We start from the raw sequence: 17,558 nt of genomic DNA, 5'->3' as shown, positions 1-17,558 counted from the left end.
GTCATGTCGCGAGCAGAACAGATCATCATTGGCGAAGGCCCGCTCAGTTGGCGGGACGTGACCGCTGTTGCCCGCCATGGCGCAACGCTGTCGTTGTCCGAAGGCGCGTGGGCGCGGATCGACAATGCCCAGGCGATCGTGCAGCGCATCGTTGCCAGCGGCGAGCGCGCCTATGGCGTGAACACCGGCCTCGGCGCGCTGTGCAATGTGTCGCTGGCGGGTGAGCAACTCGGCCGGCTGTCGCGCAACACGCTGCTCAGCCATGCCTGCGGCGTCGGCCCGGCGTTGCCAGACGAGCAGACCCGCGCGATCACCTGCGCCGCGATCATCAATTACAGCCAGGGCAAGTCCGGAATTCACCGCCAAGTGGTCGAGGCCTTGCTCGCCTTGCTCAATCGACGCATCACCCCGCAAGTGCCGTCCCAGCGGTCGGTGGGTTACCTCACTCATATGGCGCACATCGGCGTCGCGCTGTTGGGCGTCGGTCAGGTCAGTTATCGCGGGCAGTTGATGTCGGCCTTGCAGGCGCTGAGCGAAGAAGGCCTGTCGCCGGTGGAACTGGGTGCGAAAGACGGTCTGTGTCTGGTCAACGGCACGCCGTGCATGACCGGCCTCAGTTGCCTGGCGATTGCCGACGTGAATCGCCTGATGCAGTGGGCCGATGTCATCAGCGCCATGACCTTCGAGGGCCTTCGCGGCCAGCTCGACGCCTTCGACGAAACCATCATCGCCCTCAAGCCGCACCCCGGCATGCAACAGGTGGGCAAAAACCTGCGCGGTCTGCTCGCCGGCAGCGAGGTGCTCGCCAACAGTCAGGGCATCCGCACCCAGGACGCCTTGAGCATCCGCTCTATCCCCCAGGTCCACGGCGCTACGCGCGACCAGTTGGCCCATGCGACCCGGCAGATCGAGATCGAGCTCAACTCTGCCACCGACAACCCGCTGCTGCTGGGCACGCCCGACGCGTATCGCGTGGTCTCCCAGGCCAACCCCCACGGCCAGTCCGTGGCGATGGCCGCTGATCTGCTGGCGATTGCCATGGCCGAACTGGGCTCGATTGCCGAGCGGCGGCTCGACCGGCTGATCAACCCGACAGTCAGCGGGCTTACGGCGTTTCTGGTCAGCCAGCCGGGGGTCAATTCCGGGATGATGATCACCCAATACGTCGCCGCCTCGCTGTGCGCGGAAAACCGCCAGCTGGCACAACCGGCGGTCATCGATAACTACGTGACGTCCGGCCTGCAGGAGGATCATCTGAGCATGGGCACCAGCGCCGCCTTGAAGCTGCACAAGGTGCTGGAGAACGTGACGCAGATCCTCGCCATCGAGTATTTGCTGGCCGCCCAGGCGTTCGAGTTTTTCAAGGGCCCGCGCTTTGGCGTCGGCACCGAGGCGGCTTGGCGTTTGCTGCGCGAACGCGTGCCGGCCTACGACGAAGACCGCTGGCTGGCCCCGGACATTGCCAGCAGCGTGACGCTGCTGAGGAACGAAGAGTCATTGGAAACCGTATTCCAGCGCTGCCGCGACTACGCGGCAGGCGCTAATCCCGACACCGACAACAACGGTCGCAGCGCAAGCGCCCCCCGCGCGGGACAGGCAGGAGCCGGTTCAGCGCAGACGACCGATACCCATTCAGGAGTAGCAGCATCGTGACCGACACCCAACAGGCGACCCCGCTGAATCTGATCCCTGGCCAGTTGAGCCTCGCCCAGCTGCGCGCGATTTATCAGCGACCCGTCACGCTGACCCTCGACGCCAGCGCCCATCGGCAGATCGAAGACAGCGTGGCCTGCGTCGAGCAGATCCTCGCCGAAAACCGCACCGCCTACGGCATCAACACCGGTTTCGGCCTGCTGGCCTCGACGCGCATCGCCAGCGCCGACCTCGAAAATCTGCAGCGCTCGCTGGTGCTGTCCCACGCCGCCGGCGTTGGCGGGCCGATCAGCGATGAGCTGGTGCGCCTGATCATGGTGCTCAAGGTCAACAGCCTGAGCCGGGGCTTCTCCGGGATTCGCCGTCAGGTCATCGACGCACTGATCGCCCTGATCAACGCCGAGGTTTATCCGCACATCCCGCTCAAGGGTTCGGTGGGCGCGTCCGGCGACCTCGCGCCATTGGCGCACATGTCGCTGGTGCTGCTGGGCGAAGGCAAGGCACGCCACAAGGGCGAATGGCTGAACGCCGTGGAAGCTCTGGCGATTGCCGGGCTCACGCCGCTGACGCTGGCGGCCAAAGAAGGCCTGGCGCTGCTCAACGGCACCCAAGTGTCGACGGCGTACGCGCTGCGCGGCCTGTTCGAAGCCGAAGACCTGTTCGCCGGTGCCCTGAGCTGCGGCGCGCTGACCGTTGAAGCCGTGCTCGGCTCCCGCGCGCCGTTCGATGCACGCATTCATGCGGCTCGCGGTCAGCGCGGCCAGATCGATTCGGCTGCGGCCTATCGCGAGCTGCTCGGCGATGGGAGTCAGGTCTCCGACTCCCATCGCGACTGCGACAAGGTTCAGGACCCCTACTCCCTGCGCTGCCAGCCCCAAGTCATGGGCGCTTGCCTGACCCAACTGCGTCAGGCCGCCGAAGTGCTGGCGATCGAATCCAACGCAGTGTCGGACAACCCGCTGGTGTTCGCAGCCGAAGGTGAAGTCATTTCCGGCGGTAACTTCCACGCCGAACCGGTTGCCATGGCTGCCGACAACATCGCCCTGGCCATCGCTGAAATCGGCTCGCTGAGCGAACGCCGCATCTCGCTGATGATGGACAAGCACATGTCGCAGCTGCCGCCGTTCCTGGTGGCCAACGGCGGCGTGAACTCCGGTTTCATGATTGCCCAGGTCACGGCTGCAGCGCTGGCGAGTGAAAACAAGGCCCTGTCCCACCCGCACAGCGTTGACAGCCTGCCGACGTCTGCCAACCAGGAAGACCACGTGTCGATGGCGCCTGCCGCCGGCAAGCGGTTATGGGAAATGGCGGAGAACACTCGCGGCGTGCTGGCTGTAGAATGGCTGGCTGCGTGTCAGGGTCTGGACTTGCGCAACGGTCTGAAGACCTCTGAAAAACTGGAAATCGCCCGCACCACGCTGCGTGGCAAAGTCCCGTTCTATGAGAAGGACCGCTTCTTCGCCCCTGATATCGAGGCCGCCATCGAGCTGCTGGCTTCCAACTGCCTGAGCGACCTGGTTTCTGCTGACCTGCTGCCGAGTTTTTGATCGGGACAGGCCAGGATGGCCTGTCGTTGAAATGAGTGTGGGGGGATCGCCCCCCTGCAACCGCTCATTTCGCAGCAAAAAGTAAGACTAGGAACGTGTGAAATGACATCGCAAAACGCTACAGATCTTAAACGCGGGCTCAGCGCGCGTCACATACGCTTCATGGCGCTGGGCTCGGCCATTGGCACCGGGTTGTTCTACGGTTCCGCGTCGGCGATCAAGCTGGCTGGCCCCGCCGTGCTGCTGGTGTACATCATCGCCGGCGCTGCCGTTTATATGGTCATGCGCGCCCTCGGCGAGATGGCCGTGCGCAACCCGGTGTCCGGCTCGTTCGGCGAGTACGCCACCACGTACCTGGGCCCCCTCGCCGGGTTTGTCCTTGGCTGGACCTACGCGTTCGAGATGGTCATCGTCTGTCTGGCCGATGTCACTGCGTTCGGCATCTACATGGGCTTCTGGTTTCCCGAGGTGCCCCGGTGGATCTGGGTACTCGGCATCGTCTTTCTGATCGGCGCGCTGAACCTGTGCAGCGTCAAGGTGTTCGGTGAAACGGAGTTCTGGCTGTCGCTGCTCAAGGTCGGCGCGATCATCGCGATGATCCTCGCGGGCTTCGGCATCATGCTGTTCGGCATCGGTTCGGTGTCGGGCGGCGGCGTCAGCAGCGTGAGCAATCTGTGGGCCTACGGCGGCTTCATGCCCAACGGCATCAGCGGCCTCGTCGCCTCGCTGGCGGTCGTGATGTTCGCTTTCGGCGGCATCGAAATCATCGGCATCACTGCCGGTGAAGCACGCAACCCGGAGCGGGTGATACCGCGCGCAATTAATGCGGTCCCGCTGCGAATTCTGCTGTTTTACGTGCTCACGCTCTTCGTCTTGATGTCGCTGTACCCGTGGCAGCAGATCGGCAGCCAGGGCAGCCCGTTCGTCCAGATCTTCGATCACCTGGGGATTTCCTCCGCCGCCACCGTCCTCAACATCGTGGTCATCACTGCAGCCGTTTCGGCGATCAACAGCGACATCTTCGGTGCCGGACGCATGATGTACGGTTTGGCCATACAGGGTCAGGCGCCCAAGGGTTTTGCTCAGCTGTCTGCTCAGGGCGTGCCGTGGATGACGGTGCTGGTGATGGGCGTCGCGCTGCTCTGCGGCGTCGTGCTGAATTACCTGATTCCCGAAAACGTGTTCCTGCTGATCGCCTCGATTGCGACCTTCGCGACGGTCTGGGTGTGGCTGATGATTCTGGTCACGCAGATCGCCATGCGCCGCTCCATGAGCGCAGAAGAAGTCGCCCAGCTGAAATTCCCGGTGCCGTTCTGGCCCGTGGCGCCGATTGTTGCCACCTTGTTCATGGTGTTTGTGTTTGGCGTGCTGGGTTATTTCCCGGACAGCCAGGCCGCGCTGGTGGTGGGGGCGGTGTGGATCGGGTTGCTGGTGGTTGCGTACTGGATCTGGGTGAAGCCGAAGCAAAACCTGATCAAGGCCACATCAAACAGCTGAGGCAAAACGTGTAGGCGCCGGCTTGCAGGCGAACGTGTTGAATCAGGACAGGTTGCTTTGAATGACGCAGCCGGTTCGCCAGCAAGCCGGCTCCTGCGGTCCGTGTCTGAGGCAGGATCTATTTGTTCTCTGGAGGTACTGATGAAAACGCTCTGGCACCACTGTCACGCAGCAACCATGGCGAACGGCACGTACTCGATCATCGAGGACGCCGCCATCGTGACCGATGCAGCGCAGATCGTCTGGATCGGTCCTCTCCGAGACCTGCCGGACCCGGGCGACGTCAAGCGCGTCGACCTGAACGGCGCGTGGGTGACGCCCGGCCTGATCGATTGCCATACCCACACGGTGTTCGGCGGTAACCGCAGCGGTGAATTCGAGCAGCGTTTGCAGGGCGTGAGCTACGCCGAGATCGCCGCAGCGGGTGGCGGCATCGCCAGCACCGTGCGCGCTACCCGGGCCGCCAGTGAAGAAGAACTCTACGCCAGCGCCGAACGTCGTCTGCTTCATCTGCTCAGGGATGGCGTGACCACGATCGAGATGAAATCCGGCTACGGCCTGGACCTCGCCAGCGAACGCAAAATCCTGCGGGTCATTCGCCAACTGGGCGAAAACCTACCGGTCACCGTGCGCAGCACTTGCCTCGCCGCCCATGCCCTGCCCCCGGAATACAAAGACCGCGCCGATGACTACATCGCCCACATCTGCAGCGAGATACTGCCGGCGCTGGCGGCGGAAAATCTGGTGGATGCCGTCGATGCGTTCTGCGAATACCTGGCCTTCTCGCCGGCACAGGTCGAACAGGTGTTCATCACCGCCGGCCAGTTGGGGCTGCCAGTCAAGCTGCACGCCGAGCAGTTGTCCTCGCTGCACGGCTCGAGTCTGGCGGCGCGTTATCAGGCGCTGTCGGCTGACCATCTGGAGTTCATGACCGAAGAAGACGCCATTGCGATGGCGGCCTCAGGCACGGTCGCCGTCTTGCTGCCGGGGGCGTTCTACTTCCTGCGCGAAACTCAGTTGCCGCCAATGGATGCCCTGCGCAAACACGGAGTGAAGATCGCCATTTCCACCGATCTCAATCCGGGCACGTCGCCGGGCCTGTCGCTGCGGCTGATGCTCAACATGGCCTGCACGCTGTTCCGTATGACGCCGGAAGAAGCCCTGGCCGGCGCAACCATCCACGCCGCTCAAGCGCTGGGCATGGCGGGGACCCATGGTTCGCTGGAGGTGGGCAAGACGGCGGATTTCGTCGCCTGGCACATCGAACGGCCTGCCGACCTCGCCTACTGGCTGGGCGGCGATCTGGACAAACGCGTCGTGCGTTATGGCGTGGAACGCACTCTCTAATCAGGGGAATACTGTGGACAAGGTTCTGAGTTTCACTCGCGGTCGCGTACCGCTGCTGATCAGCATGCCGCACCCGGGGCTGCACCTGACGCCCGTTGTGCGTGACGGTCTGGTGGATGAGGCCGTGAGCCTGCCGGACACCGACTGGCATATTCCGCGCCTGTACGACTTTGCGTCTGATCTGGGGGCCAGCGTGCTGTCGGCGGAATATTCGCGCTTCGTCATCGACCTCAATCGCCCCTCCGACGACACGCCGTTGTACGCCGGCGCGACCACCGGGTTGTTCCCCTCGACGCTGTTCGAGGGGGATCCGCTGTTCAGGGAGGGTTTGGCGCCGAGTAAGGAGGAACGCGCGAGCTATCTGGAGAATATCTGGACGCCGTATCACGACACGCTGCGCAGCGAGCTCAAACGCCTGCGCGCCGAGTTCGGCTACGCACTGCTGTTCGATGCGCATTCCATTCGTGGGCACATCCCGCACTTGTTCGATGGTCGACTGCCCGACTTCAACCTGGGCACGTTCAACGGCGCGAGCTGTGATGAAGCGCTGGCCCAGCGTCTGGACACCGCATGCGCTGCCGCGAAGCTTTACAGCCATGTGCTGAATGGGCGCTTCAAGGGCGGCCATATCACCCGCCACTACGGCGATCCGGCCAACCATATCCACGCGGTGCAACTGGAACTGGCGCAGAGCACCTACATGGACGAGTTCGTGCCCTTCCACTACCGCCCGGATCTGGCGGAGCCGACGCAAGTGGTGTTGAAAGGCTTGCTGGAAGAAATGATCGCCTGGGGACGGGAGAAGTACGGGAAGTAACCGGATGATGGTGCCCACGCAGAGCATGGGCACCATCATCAATGTACGCGTGGCGTTAGTAGGACCGGCTTCAGCCGGGAAGAGGCAAGTCTGAGCGCCATCAATTCCTGGTCATCAGCGTTACTTCTTCAACAACCGCAACCCGTTGGCCACCACCAACAGACTCACGCCCATGTCAGCGAACACCGCCATCCACATGGTCGCCATGCCGGCGAAGGTCACCGCCAGAAAGATCAGCTTGATCACCAACGCCAGCGCGATGTTCTGCTTGAGCACCGCCGCCGTGTCCCGCGACAGGCGAATGAAGGTCGGGATCTTGCGCAGATCATCATCCATCAGCGCCACGTCGGCGGTTTCGATGGCGGTGTCCGTGCCAGCCGCCGCCATGGCGAAACCGATCTCCGCCCGGGCCAGCGCCGGCGCATCGTTGATGCCGTCGCCGACCATGCCCACGCGATGGTTCTGCGCATACAGGGCTTCGATGGCTTGCAGCTTGTCGGTCGGCATCAGATTGCCCTGGGCCTGATCGATGCCCACCTGAGCGGCGATGGCCTTGGCCGTGTGCGGGTTGTCACCCGTCAGCATCATCGTCTTCACGCCCAGCGCATGCAGCTGCTCAATGGCCTCGCGGCTGCTGTCCTTGACCGTGTCGGCCACCGCAAACAACGCCAACGGGCCGGAGGCATCGAACAGCAGCACCACGGTTTTTCCCTGGCTTTCCAGCGCTTCAAGTTGCGCTTCCAGCTCCGGCGAGCAATACCCGGCGTCATGCACCAGACGGTGGTTGCCCAAATGGTACAAACGCCCTTGCACTTCGCCCTTCACGCCAAGCCCTGCGAGCGCCTCGAACGCTTCAACCGGCAACCGAGCGCCTTCCTGCGCCGCCTTGGCAATGGCTTGAGAAACGGGGTGATCCGAGCGGCCCGCCAGACTCGCCGAGATCGCCAGCGCCTGTTCGCCCAATGACGCATCGAGCAACACGTAATCGGTCTGCACCGGCTTGCCGTGGGTGATGGTGCCGGTCTTGTCGAGGGCCAGATAATCGAACTTGTGCCCCATCTCCAGGTACACGCCGCCCTTGATCAGAATGCCTTTGCGCGCCGCCGCTGCCAGACCGCTGACAATCGTCACTGGCGTGGAAATCACCAGCGCACACGGGCACGCGACCACCAGCAACACGAGCGCGCGGTAGATCCAGTCAAACCACACCGCCCCCATGAACAGCGGCGGGATGATCGCAATCGCCAGCGCCAGCGCGAACACGGCGGGCGTGTAGATTTTGGAAAAGCTGTCAACGAAACGCTGAGTCGGCGCGCGCGCACCTTGGGCCGCCTCGACGGCGTGGATGATCCGCGCCAACGTCGAGTTGCTGGCGGCGGCGGTCACTTTGTATTCCAGCGAACCGGCCTGGTTAATGGTGCCGGCGAAGACCTTGTCGCCCACAGTTTTCTCGACCGGCAGGCTTTCGCCCGTGATCGGCGCCTGATCGATGCTCGACTGGCCGGCAACCACTTCACCGTCCAGCCCGATGCGCTCGCCCGGCTTGACCCGGACGACGCTGCCCAACGCAATATCATTGACCTCAAGCTCAAGCCACTCGCCGTTCTGCTGTACGGTGGCGGTTTCCGGCGTCAGCTGCATCAGGCCGCCGATTGCGTTGCGGGCACGGTCCAGCGACTTGGCTTCAATCAGCTCGGCGACGGTGAACAGAAACATCACCATCGCCGCTTCCGGCCACTGCCCGATCAGCACTGCACCGGTAACGGCAATGCTCATCAGCGCGTTTATATTCAGGTTGAAGTTTTTCAGGGCGATCCAGCCCTTTTTGTACGTGGTCAGGCCGCCGCTGAAAATGGCGATCAGCGCGACGATGGCGACCACCCAGGTGGGCGCGACGTTGGTGAAATGGATGACTTCCGCCGTCAACGCAGCGACGCCCGACAACGCCAGCGGCCACCACGGTTTGTTGGCGGGCGGCAGCGACGCGGTTTCCTTGTCGGCGCCCTCCTCGATCAAGTCCGCCTGCATGCCCAGCGCGCCAATGGCGTCGCGGATGGGATCAGTGGACGGCAGCTCATGCCACACGCCCAGCACCCGGTTGATCAGATTGAATTCAAGCTTCTGAATACCCTTCATCTTGCCGAGCTTGTTCTGGATCAGCGTCTGCTCGGTGGGGCAGTCCATGGCTTCGATGCGGAAGCTGCTGAGCTGACCGTCGGCGTCTGACGCGCCATCGATGGTCACGACGGACGGTGCGCTTTGGTGGGAGCAGCACGCGTGGGCAGCGTGGTCGTGTTTGTGCACGGGCGTGAGTTTGGCTTGCCCGTGGTCATGACCGGCGTGATCGTGATCGGCGTGGTCATGGGCGGAATGGTCATGCCCAGCGTGCTCGTGCTCGGCATGTTCGGGCGCGTCGTGAGCGGGTTTGTGCGAGGAAGATTTGTGTACAGAGTCACTCATGGATTGAGTCTCTAAATGTGCGTGTTGCCAAGTGAACACCCTGTAGCCACTATAGGGTCAAGCGTCCTATTGAGGTCTTGCGCATGAATCCTTCATTTAAAATCGGCGAACTGGCGAAACTGACGGACTGCCCGGTGGAAACCATCCGCTATTACGAGCGCGAAGAACTGCTCAGTGAGCCTGCACGCAGCGACGGCAACTATCGGCTGTACACCCAAGAGCACGTCGAGCGCCTGACCTTCATCCGCAACTGCCGCAGCCTGGACATGACGCTCGACGAGATCCGCAGCCTGCTGGCGCTGCGCGACAGTCCGCAAGACCAGTGCGAGAACGTCAACGCGCTGATCGACGAACACATCCAGCACGTGAACGCCCGCGTCGCGAGCCTGCAAGCGTTGCAGGAGCAACTGGTCGACCTGCGCCAACGCTGCAGCGAAGGCGCGCCGGATCACTGCGGGATTCTGGATCGACTGGAAATCAGCGGGAGTGTCGTGGCTGCCGATGTCGAACACTCTCACGTAGGGCGCAGCCACGGGCATTGAACGGCTTGTGGTATGGCATACGACGCCTTCCCGGCTAAAGCCGGTCCTACGATGGATGGGCGTAGGAGCGCGCTTGCCCGCGAATGCAGTGTGTCAGGCAATGTCGAGGCGCAGGCAAATCGCAATCGCGGGCAAGCGCGCTCCTGCAGGTCCAGCGAATGGCTTCGGATCAGCGCTTAAACAGCCACTGGCGCCTTGATGCTCGGATCCGCGTTATAACCCACGATCTCGAAATCTTCGAATCGATAGTCATAGATGCTTTCAGGGCGACGCTTGATGCTCAGCTGCGGCAGCTGTCGCGGGGTGCGGGTGAGCTGCGTCGCGATCTGCTCCTTGTGGTTGGAGTAAGCGTGAGTGTCGCCCAGGCTGACGATGATCTCGTGGGGGATCAGGTCGCATTGCTGAGCCAGCATATGGGTCAGCAGCGCCAGCGCGGCGATGTTGTACGGCAGGCCGAGGAAGACGTCGGAACTGCGGATGTACAACTGCATCGACAGCTTGCCGTCGGCCACGAAGGCCTGGTACAGCAAATGGCACACCGCAAGCGCTTGGCGCCCGGCCTTGACGTTCTCCTGTGGCGACAGCTTCTCGTCTGGCAGGTATTCGGTATTCCAGCCGTGAAACAGAATGCGGCGGCTGTTCGGGTTGTTCTTCAGGCAGTCGACCATGTAATCGATCTGGTTGATCTTGCCGCCGTCCTTGGTCGGCCAGCCAGTCCACTGCGCGCCGTACACCGGGCCCAGATCGCCGTCTTCAGTGGCCCACTCGTCCCAGATGGTCACGCCGTTTTCGTTGAGCCATTTGGTGTTGGTGTTGCCACTGAGCATCCAGATCAGCTCGTTGGCGATGCTTTTGAAGTGCAGCTTTTTGGTGGTCAGCAGCGGGAAGCCATCGGCCAGGTTGTGGCGAATCTGCCGACCGAACACGGCCGTGGTGCCGGTCCCGGTGCGGTCGCCCTTGCGGGTGCCGTTGTTGATGACGTCCTGCAGCAGTTCAAGGTATTGCTTCATGACCAGAGGCCCTCTGTTTCGGTGAATCCGCCGAACCCATAAGGCCCGGCGCTCAGCAGATGAACCCGGCGCGTCACACCGCAGCGTTGTTGGCAGCGGGCGCGCGGTGGTAAGCCAGCCAGATCAGCACCAGGCCGCCGATGATCATCGGCAGGCTGAGGATCTGCCCCATGGTGACCCAGCCCCAGGCCAGATAACCGAGCTGGGCATCCGGCACGCGGACGAACTCCACCACGAAGCGGAAGATGCCGTAGAACAACGCGAACATGCCGGAAACGGCCATGGTCGGACGCGGCTTGCGGGAGAAAAAGTAGAGAATGACGAACAAGGCCACGCCTTCCAGCGCGAACTGGTAGAGCTGTGACGGGTGGCGCGGCAGCTGCGCAGGGTCGGTGGGGAACACCATGGCCCAGGGCAGATCAGTCGGCTTGCCCCACAGTTCGGCGTTGATGAAGTTGCCAATGCGCCCGGCACCCAGACCAATCGGCACCATGGGCGCGATGAAGTCCATGAGCTGGAAGAACGACTTGCCGTTGCGCTTGCCGAACCAGTACGTCGCGATCATCACGCCGATGAAGCCGCCGTGGAACGCCATGCCGCCCTTCCACACTTCAAAGATCAGCAGCGGGTTGGCGATGTAGTTGGGCAGATCGTAGAACAGCACGTAGCCCAGCCGTCCACCGACGATGACGCCCATGGCGACCCAGAAAATCATGTCCGAGAGCTTTTCTTTGGTCCACGTCGGGTCAAAGCGATTCAAGCGACGGGATGCCAGGTACCAGGCACTGCCGATACCGACCAGATACATCAGGCCGTACCAATGGATTTGCAGCGGACCGATGGCCACGGCTACCGGGTCAATCTGCGGGTAAGGCAGCATTGCGACTCCTTGAAATAGAAGCGCTCATTGAGCGACGAAGCAGAACTATGCGGCGGCGGCAGCAGGTCGTGCCACCCAATAATGATGAAATCTGGTGTAAGAGCGACCGCGATGAAAGCCTCGCACGCCGACGATGCCGCTCTCACTAGCACGGACATCTCTCAAAAACAGTGCGGCATGTTACCGGACCGCGCCGATCCGCTCTAGCAGCGTGCGATGGATGTCGGCGTGCGGGGTGGGTAAAGTGGCGCAAAAAGGAGTCATCCATGTGCCTCATCGTCTTCGCCTGGCCGCCGACGCACTCTCAGCCGCTGATTCTGGCGGCCAATCGTGACGAGTTCTACGCCCGTCCTACTCTGCCGCTGGCCCAGTGGGAAGAGGCGCCGCAGGTGTATGCCGGGCGCGATCTAGAAGCGGGTGGGACGTGGCTGGGTATCAATGCTGGCGGACGATTCGCAGCGCTTACCAACATCCGCGAGCCGGGCAAGCCGCCTGGCCGTCGTTCGCGGGGCGAATTGGTTGCTCGTTTTTTGACCAGCGATGTGTCCATAGATGAGTACCTGAGTGAGATCGCAGCGAGATCAACGGAATACGGCGGGTTCAATCTGCTGGTGGGTGATCGTCAGCAGTTGCACTTCCTCAACGGCAACGATTCGGCACCCCGCTGCTTGGAAGCAGGCGTTTACGGTGTGTCCAACGCCGGGCTCGACACGCCATGGCCTAAGCTGGTGAAAGCCAAAGCCGCGCTGTCCGAACAGCTGAACAATCCTGATCCCGACGCGTTGTTTGGCTTTCTCAGCGATCACGCGCCTGCGCCGGACGCTGAACTGCCAAGCACAGGCGTTGGGCTTGCGACGGAGAAATTGCTGTCGAGCGTGTTCATCGCCAGCCCCAATTACGGCACGCGGGCGAGCACGGTGTTGCGGGTGAATGCGGATGGCAGCCGGCGGCTGATCGAGCGTAGCTTTGGGCCGTATGGCGGGAGATTGGGTGAGGTGGACCTGCAGATTTGACTCCACCTCTTCCCGGCTGAAGCCGGTCCCACTAAGAGCAGCGCAGCGCCAGCCCTTAGTGCCCCTTCACAGACCCCGGATTGATCATCCGCGACAGGCCCAGATTCCTCAGCGCCAGCTGCAGCGAGCTGCTGATGACTTGCGGGTTATCGTTCTTCATCAGTTGGGCCAACAGGTCCTTGGCCATGCTCAGGTTGATCTGACGCAGCATCCACTTCACTTTCGGCAAGTTGGTGGCGTTCATCGACAGGCTGTCGAAGCCCATCGCCATCAGCAGCACCGCCGCCGCAGGATCACCGGCCATTTCGCCGCAGATGCTCACCGGCTTGCCTTCGGCGTGGGCATCGCGCACCACGCTCTGCAGGGCCTGGAGCACCGCCGGGTGCAGGTAGTCGTACAAATCCGCCACCCGCGGGTTGTTGCGGTCGACCGCCAGCAAATACTGGGTCAGGTCGTTGGAGCCGACAGACAGGAAATCCACCTGACGCGCCAGCTCACGGGTCTGATAGACCGCTGCCGGCACTTCAATCATCACGCCCACTGGCGGCATCGGCACGTCGGTGCCTTCATCGCGCACTTCGCCCCATGCCCGGTGGATCAGGTGCAGCGCTTCTTCGGTCTCGTGGGTGCCGGAGATCATCGGCAGCAGAATCCGCAGGTTGTTCAGACCTTCGCTCGCTTTGAGCATGGCGCGGGTCTGCACCAAGAAGATTTCCGGGTGGTCCAGCGTGACGCGAATGCCGCGCCAGCCGAGGAACGGGTTGTCTTCCTTGATCGGAAAGTACGACAGCGACTTGTCGCCGCCGATGTCCAGCGTTCGCATCGTCACCGGTAACGGGTGAAACGCCGCCAATTGCTCACGGTAGATGGCGAGCTGTTCCTTTTCGCTGGGGAACCGCTGCTGAATCATGAACGGGACTTCGGTGCGGTACAGGCCGACGCCTTCCGCGCCTCGCTGTTGCGCGCGAGCAACGTCTGCCAGCAGACCGGTGTTGACCCACAGCGGCATGCGATGGCCGTCGAGGGTTACGCAGGGCAATTCACGCAGCGCGTCGAGGCCTTGGGAGAGCTGGCGCTCCTCTTCGACGACGACGGAATACTGTTTGATCAGGATCTCGGACGGGTTGGTGAAGACTTCGCCGTGGTAGCCGTCGACGATCAACTGGATGCCGTCGACTTTCGAGTACGGCAGGTCCACCACCCCCATGACCGTGGGAATGCCCATGGCCCGGGCCAGAATAGCGACGTGGGAGTTACCCGAGCCGAGTACCGAAATCAGGCCTACCAACTTGCCTTCCGGCACCTCGCCGAGCATGGCGGGCGACAGCTCTTCGCTGACCAGGATGGTGTTGTCGGGGTAGACCAGTGTTTGCTGGCGCGCTTCCTGAAGGTAGGCGAGCAGGCGGCGACCGAGGTCTTTGACGTCCGATGCACGCTCACGCAGGTAGGCGTCGTCCATCAGCTCGAAGCGTTTGACGTGCTCGTTGACCACCGAACGCAACGCGCCCTGGGCCCACTGGCCGGTCTTGATGACGTTGGTGACTTCGCTGCCCAGCGACGCATCGTCGAGCATCATCAGGTACACATCGAACAACGCGCGCTCTTCTGGGCGCAATTGTGTGGCCAACTTCGCCGAAAGGGTGCGCATGTCATTGCGCACGCCTTCAAGGGCGGTCTGGAACAGTTTGAGTTCGGCGGTGATGTCAGTGACGGTTTTGTCCGGCACGACTTCGAGGTCGGCCGGCGGCAGCATGACCAGCGCGGTACCGACGGCGGCTCCCGGCGAACCTGGCACTCCGACGAATCGGGCTTCCTGAATGCCCTTGCCCTGCCGACCGAGCCCGCGAATGGAGCCGGTGGCTTCTGCGTGGGCGATAACGCCGGCGAGCTGCGCGCTCATCGTCACAAGGAAGGCTTCTTCGCCCTCGTCGAACTGACGTCGCTCCTTTTGCTGGATGACCAGGACGCCCACTACCCTGCGGTGGTGGATGATCGGCGCACCGAGAAACGAGGCGTAGCGTTCTTCGCCGGTTTCGGCGAAGTAGCGATAACGAGGGTGATCGGCGGCGTTTTCGAGGTTCAGCGGTTCTTCACGCGTACCCACCAGACCCACGAGGCCCTCGTTCGGGGCCATGCTCACCTTGCCGATCGAGCGCTTGTTCAGGCCTTCGGTGGCCATCAGCACGAAGCGGTTCGCTTCAGGATCGAGCAGATAGACCGAGCAGACCTGGCTGCTCATGGCCTCTTTTACGCGCAATACAATAATGCCCAACGCCGCCTTGAGATCCTTGGCGGAGTTAACTTCCTGGACGATCTTGCGCAGCGTATTGAGCATGGCTCGGGGTCGAACTCCGTGTCAGTCGCGCGCCAACAGGCGCGGGGCAAGCTCTTTGAGTGCGCGGCGATATACCTCGCGCTTGAATGTCACCACCTGGCCCAGCGGGTACCAATAACTGACCCAACGCCAGCCATCGAACTCCGGTTTGCCGGTCAAATCCATCCGCACCCGCTGCTCGTTGGAGATCAGGCGCAGGAGAAACCATTTTTGCTTCTGGCCGATGCACAGCGGCTGGCTGTGGGTACGGACCAATCGTTGCGGCAGACGATAGCGCAACCAACCCCGGGTGCAGGCAAGAATTTCAACATCATGCCGTTCCAGCCCGACTTCTTCATTCAATTCACGGTAAAGCGCGTCTTCCGGGGTCTCCTGAGGGTTGATACCCCCCTGCGGAAACTGCCAGGCGTCTTGATTGATGCGCCGAGCCCATAAGACCTGGCCAGCATCATTTGTCAGAATTATCCCGACATTAGGGCGAAAACCATCGGGGTCGATCACGGCCACAACCTCGCAAACGCATGTCGCCGCATTGTTCCACAAAGATCGTGAAGGCAGCAACGAGGCTGCGACAGCTTATCGTGACAACTGCATTAATAGATGCGATCTCTCGGGCAAACCTCGTATTCTTGTGCTCTTTTTTCTGATATTTCAGCGAGTAAAGCCCATGCGTCTGGCCCTCTTCGACCTCGACAACACCCTCCTCGGCGGCGACAGCGACCACGCCTGGGGCGATTACCTGTGCGAGCGCGGCATCCTGGATGGTGCTGCGTACAAGGCACGCAACGACGCTTTCTATCAGGACTATCTGGCCAGCACGCTAAACCTGACCGACTACCTGAATTTCAGCCTGGAAATCCTCGGGCGCACTGACATGGCGCAGCTCGACGAATGGCACCGGGAATTCATGCGCGACTGCATCGAACCCCTGATCCTGCCGAAGGCCATGGCCCTCATCGCCAAACACCGCGACGCGGGCGACAAGCTGGTGGTGATCACGGCGACCAACCGTTTCGTGACCGCGCCAATCGTGGCCCGGCTGGGTATCGACACGTTGCTGGCAACCGAATGCGAGGTCGTCGACGGTCGCTACACCGGGCGCACCACTGACGTGCCGTGCTTCCGCGAAGGCAAAGTCACCCGTCTGAATCGCTGGATCGAAGAAAACGGCTTCAACCTGGACGACAGCTGGTTCTACAGTGATTCGATGAACGATTTGCCACTGCTGGAGCAGGTGGCCAATCCGGTCGCAGTCGATCCTGATGAAAAGCTGCGCGCCGAAGCCACCCGTCGCGGCTGGCCGGTGATTTCACTGCGCGGTTGAAAAGCCTTCGCGAGCAAGCTCGCTCCCACTGTTCTTTGTCGGCAGGTTGAGCTGCGGTGCCGCCAGCTTTGATGACCGGGGGTTAAACCGGTTTGGCGCCCATCAGACCGGCGATCGCCACGAAGCAAACGACACTGAAGATGGCCAGGGCCAGGGTGAAGCGGGAATTGCCCACGATCACCGGCCGGCGCAGGCGGTTCACCCGCACCGCCAGCCAGGCCCAGCTCAAGGCGCCGAAGAGATACAGCACGCTCGCCGCCAGCAGCCAGGTCTGTCCCAGCGGCCAACCGGCGTAGTGGACCAGCCACCAGCCGCTGATCGGCAGGGTTAACAGGCACACGCCCATCAGCACCCAGACAAATGCCCACGGCCGTTGCATGGCGCGGTTCTGCACCGTCGCATCGCTGGCCCGACGGCCACGCACGATCCACACGAGCAACCCGAGCGCGCAGATGAACAGCAGCACCGTGCTGACGACATGCAGAATTTTCAGTGCAGCGAAGTGTTCCATTGTGTTCGTGTCCCTGTGTCTGGCGGTGCTTGAAGATTAGCAGCCGGTTGCATGCCGCTGCCGCTGTTGATCCTGTAGGTCCGGGCATGAGCCGCTGAAGTCAGCAGTGTCAGTCTTCGGAGCTCACCCCAAAAACAGCTTGTACGCCGGATTCCTGGTTTCGTCCCAGTACGGGTAACCGATCTCCGCCAGCGCCTGCGGCACCAGATGCCGTTCATCTTCCGGCACCACCAATCCCGCCACCACTCGGCCATCCGCCGCACCGTGGTTGCGGTAGTGGAACATTGAAATATTCCATTTCCCGCCGAGCTTGTTCAGGAAGTTGAACAGCGCACCCGGCCGCTCGGGGAATTCAAAGCGCAGTACCACTTCATCGCTGACCCGCTCCGAATGCCCGCCGACCATGTGCCGTAAATGCAGCTTGGCCAGTTCGTTGTCGGTCAGGTCCAGCACCGGAAAACCCTGTTCCGTCAGGCTCGCGATCAGGGCTTTGCGGGGATCCGTGTCGGGGTGGGTCTGCACGCCGACGAAGATGTGCGCCTCGCGGTCGGTGTGGTAGCGGTAGTTGAATTCGGTGATCTGCCGCTTGCCGATGGCCTCGCAGAAGGCCTTGAAGCTGCCC

General features: G+C 62.2%; 14 protein-coding genes and 1 pseudogene. 8 read left to right on the top strand and 7 right to left on the bottom strand.

Translation table 11 applies throughout. The features are described 5' to 3' along the window. The first annotated feature begins 3 nt into the window (after nt 1–3). From hutH (SLW75_RS25445) to hutG, 5 genes are all read left to right on the top strand, one after another. Nucleotides 4–1,653 carry an HAL/PAL/TAL family ammonia-lyase gene (hutH, locus tag SLW75_RS25445; RefSeq protein ID WP_410935763.1) on the top strand — a complete coding sequence of 550 codons (1,650 nt, stop codon included), beginning with the start codon at nt 4–6 and terminating at the stop codon, nt 1,651–1,653. Next, nucleotides 1,650–3,200, top strand: a complete 1,551-nt coding sequence (gene hutH, locus SLW75_RS25440; RefSeq protein ID WP_410935762.1) for a histidine ammonia-lyase — start codon at nt 1,650–1,652, stop codon at nt 3,198–3,200. Before hutH (SLW75_RS25445) ends, hutH (SLW75_RS25440) begins: the two co-directional genes overlap by 4 nt. Nucleotides 3,201–3,302: 102 nt before the next feature. Beyond that, complete coding sequence (locus SLW75_RS25435; RefSeq protein ID WP_192130859.1) at nt 3,303–4,697, top strand: amino acid permease; 1,395 nt, start codon at nt 3,303–3,305, stop codon at nt 4,695–4,697. A gap of 141 nt (nt 4,698–4,838) precedes the next feature. Then, nucleotides 4,839–6,044: an imidazolonepropionase gene (hutI, locus tag SLW75_RS25430; RefSeq protein ID WP_410935761.1), complete on the top strand. Its 1,206-nt coding sequence runs from the start codon at nt 4,839–4,841 to the stop codon at nt 6,042–6,044. Nucleotides 6,045–6,057: 13 nt separating this feature from the next. After that, nucleotides 6,058–6,861, top strand: coding sequence for an N-formylglutamate deformylase (hutG, locus tag SLW75_RS25425; RefSeq protein ID WP_410935760.1), 804 nt, complete (start codon nt 6,058–6,060; stop codon nt 6,859–6,861). A 120-nt stretch (nt 6,862–6,981) separates the two neighbouring features. On the opposite strand, the gene SLW75_RS25420 is transcribed toward hutG, so the two are convergent. Further along, nucleotides 6,982–9,321: a heavy metal translocating P-type ATPase gene (locus tag SLW75_RS25420; protein ID WP_410935759.1), complete on the bottom strand. Its 2,340-nt coding sequence runs from the start codon at nt 9,319–9,321 to the stop codon at nt 6,982–6,984. 83 nt (nt 9,322–9,404) lie between these two features. Here SLW75_RS25420 and cadR point away from each other — a divergent pair, with 83 nt between their 5' ends. Further along, nucleotides 9,405–9,863 carry a Cd(II)/Pb(II)-responsive transcriptional regulator gene (gene cadR, locus SLW75_RS25415; protein WP_410935758.1) on the top strand — a complete coding sequence of 153 codons (459 nt, stop codon included), beginning with the start codon at nt 9,405–9,407 and terminating at the stop codon, nt 9,861–9,863. Nucleotides 9,864–10,039: 176 nt separating this feature from the next. Here the strand turns inward: cadR and SLW75_RS25410 are convergent, their stop codons facing one another. Together SLW75_RS25410 and lgt are read right to left on the bottom strand one after the other, a co-directional pair. Beyond that, the gene (locus tag SLW75_RS25410; RefSeq protein WP_410935757.1) at nt 10,040–10,873 is read right to left on the bottom strand and encodes a thymidylate synthase; all 834 of its coding nucleotides are present in this window, start codon (nt 10,871–10,873) and stop codon (nt 10,040–10,042) included. Between the two features lie 73 nt (nt 10,874–10,946). Then, entirely contained in the window at nt 10,947–11,753 is an 807-nt protein-coding gene (lgt, locus tag SLW75_RS25405) for a prolipoprotein diacylglyceryl transferase (protein WP_065986720.1), read from the bottom strand. A 266-nt stretch (nt 11,754–12,019) separates the two neighbouring features. Between lgt and SLW75_RS25400 the strand changes: the two genes are divergently transcribed. Continuing rightward, on the top strand, nt 12,020–12,766 hold the full coding sequence (locus tag SLW75_RS25400) for an NRDE family protein (protein ID WP_410935756.1): 747 nt from the start codon (nt 12,020–12,022) through the stop codon (nt 12,764–12,766). A gap of 55 nt (nt 12,767–12,821) precedes the next feature. On the opposite strand, the gene ptsP is transcribed toward SLW75_RS25400, so the two are convergent. Together ptsP and SLW75_RS25390 are read right to left on the bottom strand one after the other, a co-directional pair. Then, nucleotides 12,822–15,101, bottom strand: coding sequence for a phosphoenolpyruvate--protein phosphotransferase (gene ptsP / locus SLW75_RS25395; RefSeq protein ID WP_065986723.1), 2,280 nt, complete (start codon nt 15,099–15,101; stop codon nt 12,822–12,824). Between the two features lie 21 nt (nt 15,102–15,122). Then, a complete protein-coding gene (locus SLW75_RS25390; RefSeq protein ID WP_062379340.1) occupies nt 15,123–15,602 on the bottom strand; it encodes an RNA pyrophosphohydrolase in 480 nt (159 codons plus the stop codon). Nucleotides 15,603–15,768: 166 nt separating this feature from the next. Between SLW75_RS25390 and SLW75_RS25385 the strand changes: the two genes are divergently transcribed. Next, a complete protein-coding gene (locus SLW75_RS25385) occupies nt 15,769–16,425 on the top strand; it encodes an HAD family hydrolase (RefSeq protein WP_410935755.1) in 657 nt (218 codons plus the stop codon). Nucleotides 16,426–16,507: 82 nt separating this feature from the next. On the opposite strand, the gene SLW75_RS25380 is transcribed toward SLW75_RS25385, so the two are convergent. Together SLW75_RS25380 and SLW75_RS25375 are read right to left on the bottom strand one after the other, a co-directional pair. Beyond that, nucleotides 16,508–16,936: a DUF2269 family protein gene (locus SLW75_RS25380; RefSeq protein WP_410935754.1), complete on the bottom strand. Its 429-nt coding sequence runs from the start codon at nt 16,934–16,936 to the stop codon at nt 16,508–16,510. 123 nt (nt 16,937–17,059) lie between these two features. Further along, a pseudogene (locus SLW75_RS25375) lies at nt 17,060–17,558 on the bottom strand (threonine ammonia-lyase, biosynthetic); the annotation flags it as partial.

Source organism: Pseudomonas sp. W5-01 (assembly GCF_046540435.1).
Classification (GTDB): domain Bacteria; phylum Pseudomonadota; class Gammaproteobacteria; order Pseudomonadales; family Pseudomonadaceae; genus Aquipseudomonas; species Aquipseudomonas graminis_B.
This window is presented reverse-complemented; position numbering and strand designations above follow the sequence as displayed.

Coding starts and splice junctions, on each gene's coding strand:
- hutH (WP_410935763.1), top strand. CDS start 4: ATGTCGCGAGCAGAACAGATCATCATTGGCGAAGGCCCGCTCAGTTGG.
- SLW75_RS25435 (WP_192130859.1), top strand. CDS start 3,303: ATGACATCGCAAAACGCTACAGATCTTAAACGCGGGCTCAGCGCGCGT.
- hutI (WP_410935761.1), top strand. CDS start 4,839: ATGAAAACGCTCTGGCACCACTGTCACGCAGCAACCATGGCGAACGGC.
- SLW75_RS25420 (WP_410935759.1), bottom strand. CDS start 9,321: ATGAGTGACTCTGTACACAAATCTTCCTCGCACAAACCCGCTCACGAC.
- cadR (WP_410935758.1), top strand. CDS start 9,405: ATGAATCCTTCATTTAAAATCGGCGAACTGGCGAAACTGACGGACTGC.
- SLW75_RS25410 (WP_410935757.1), bottom strand. CDS start 10,873: ATGAAGCAATACCTTGAACTGCTGCAGGACGTCATCAACAACGGCACC.
- lgt (WP_065986720.1), bottom strand. CDS start 11,753: ATGCTGCCTTACCCGCAGATTGACCCGGTAGCCGTGGCCATCGGTCCG.
- SLW75_RS25400 (WP_410935756.1), top strand. CDS start 12,020: ATGTGCCTCATCGTCTTCGCCTGGCCGCCGACGCACTCTCAGCCGCTG.
- ptsP (WP_065986723.1), bottom strand. CDS start 15,101: ATGCTCAATACGCTGCGCAAGATCGTCCAGGAAGTTAACTCCGCCAAG.
- SLW75_RS25385 (WP_410935755.1), top strand. CDS start 15,769: ATGCGTCTGGCCCTCTTCGACCTCGACAACACCCTCCTCGGCGGCGAC.
- SLW75_RS25380 (WP_410935754.1), bottom strand. CDS start 16,936: ATGGAACACTTCGCTGCACTGAAAATTCTGCATGTCGTCAGCACGGTG.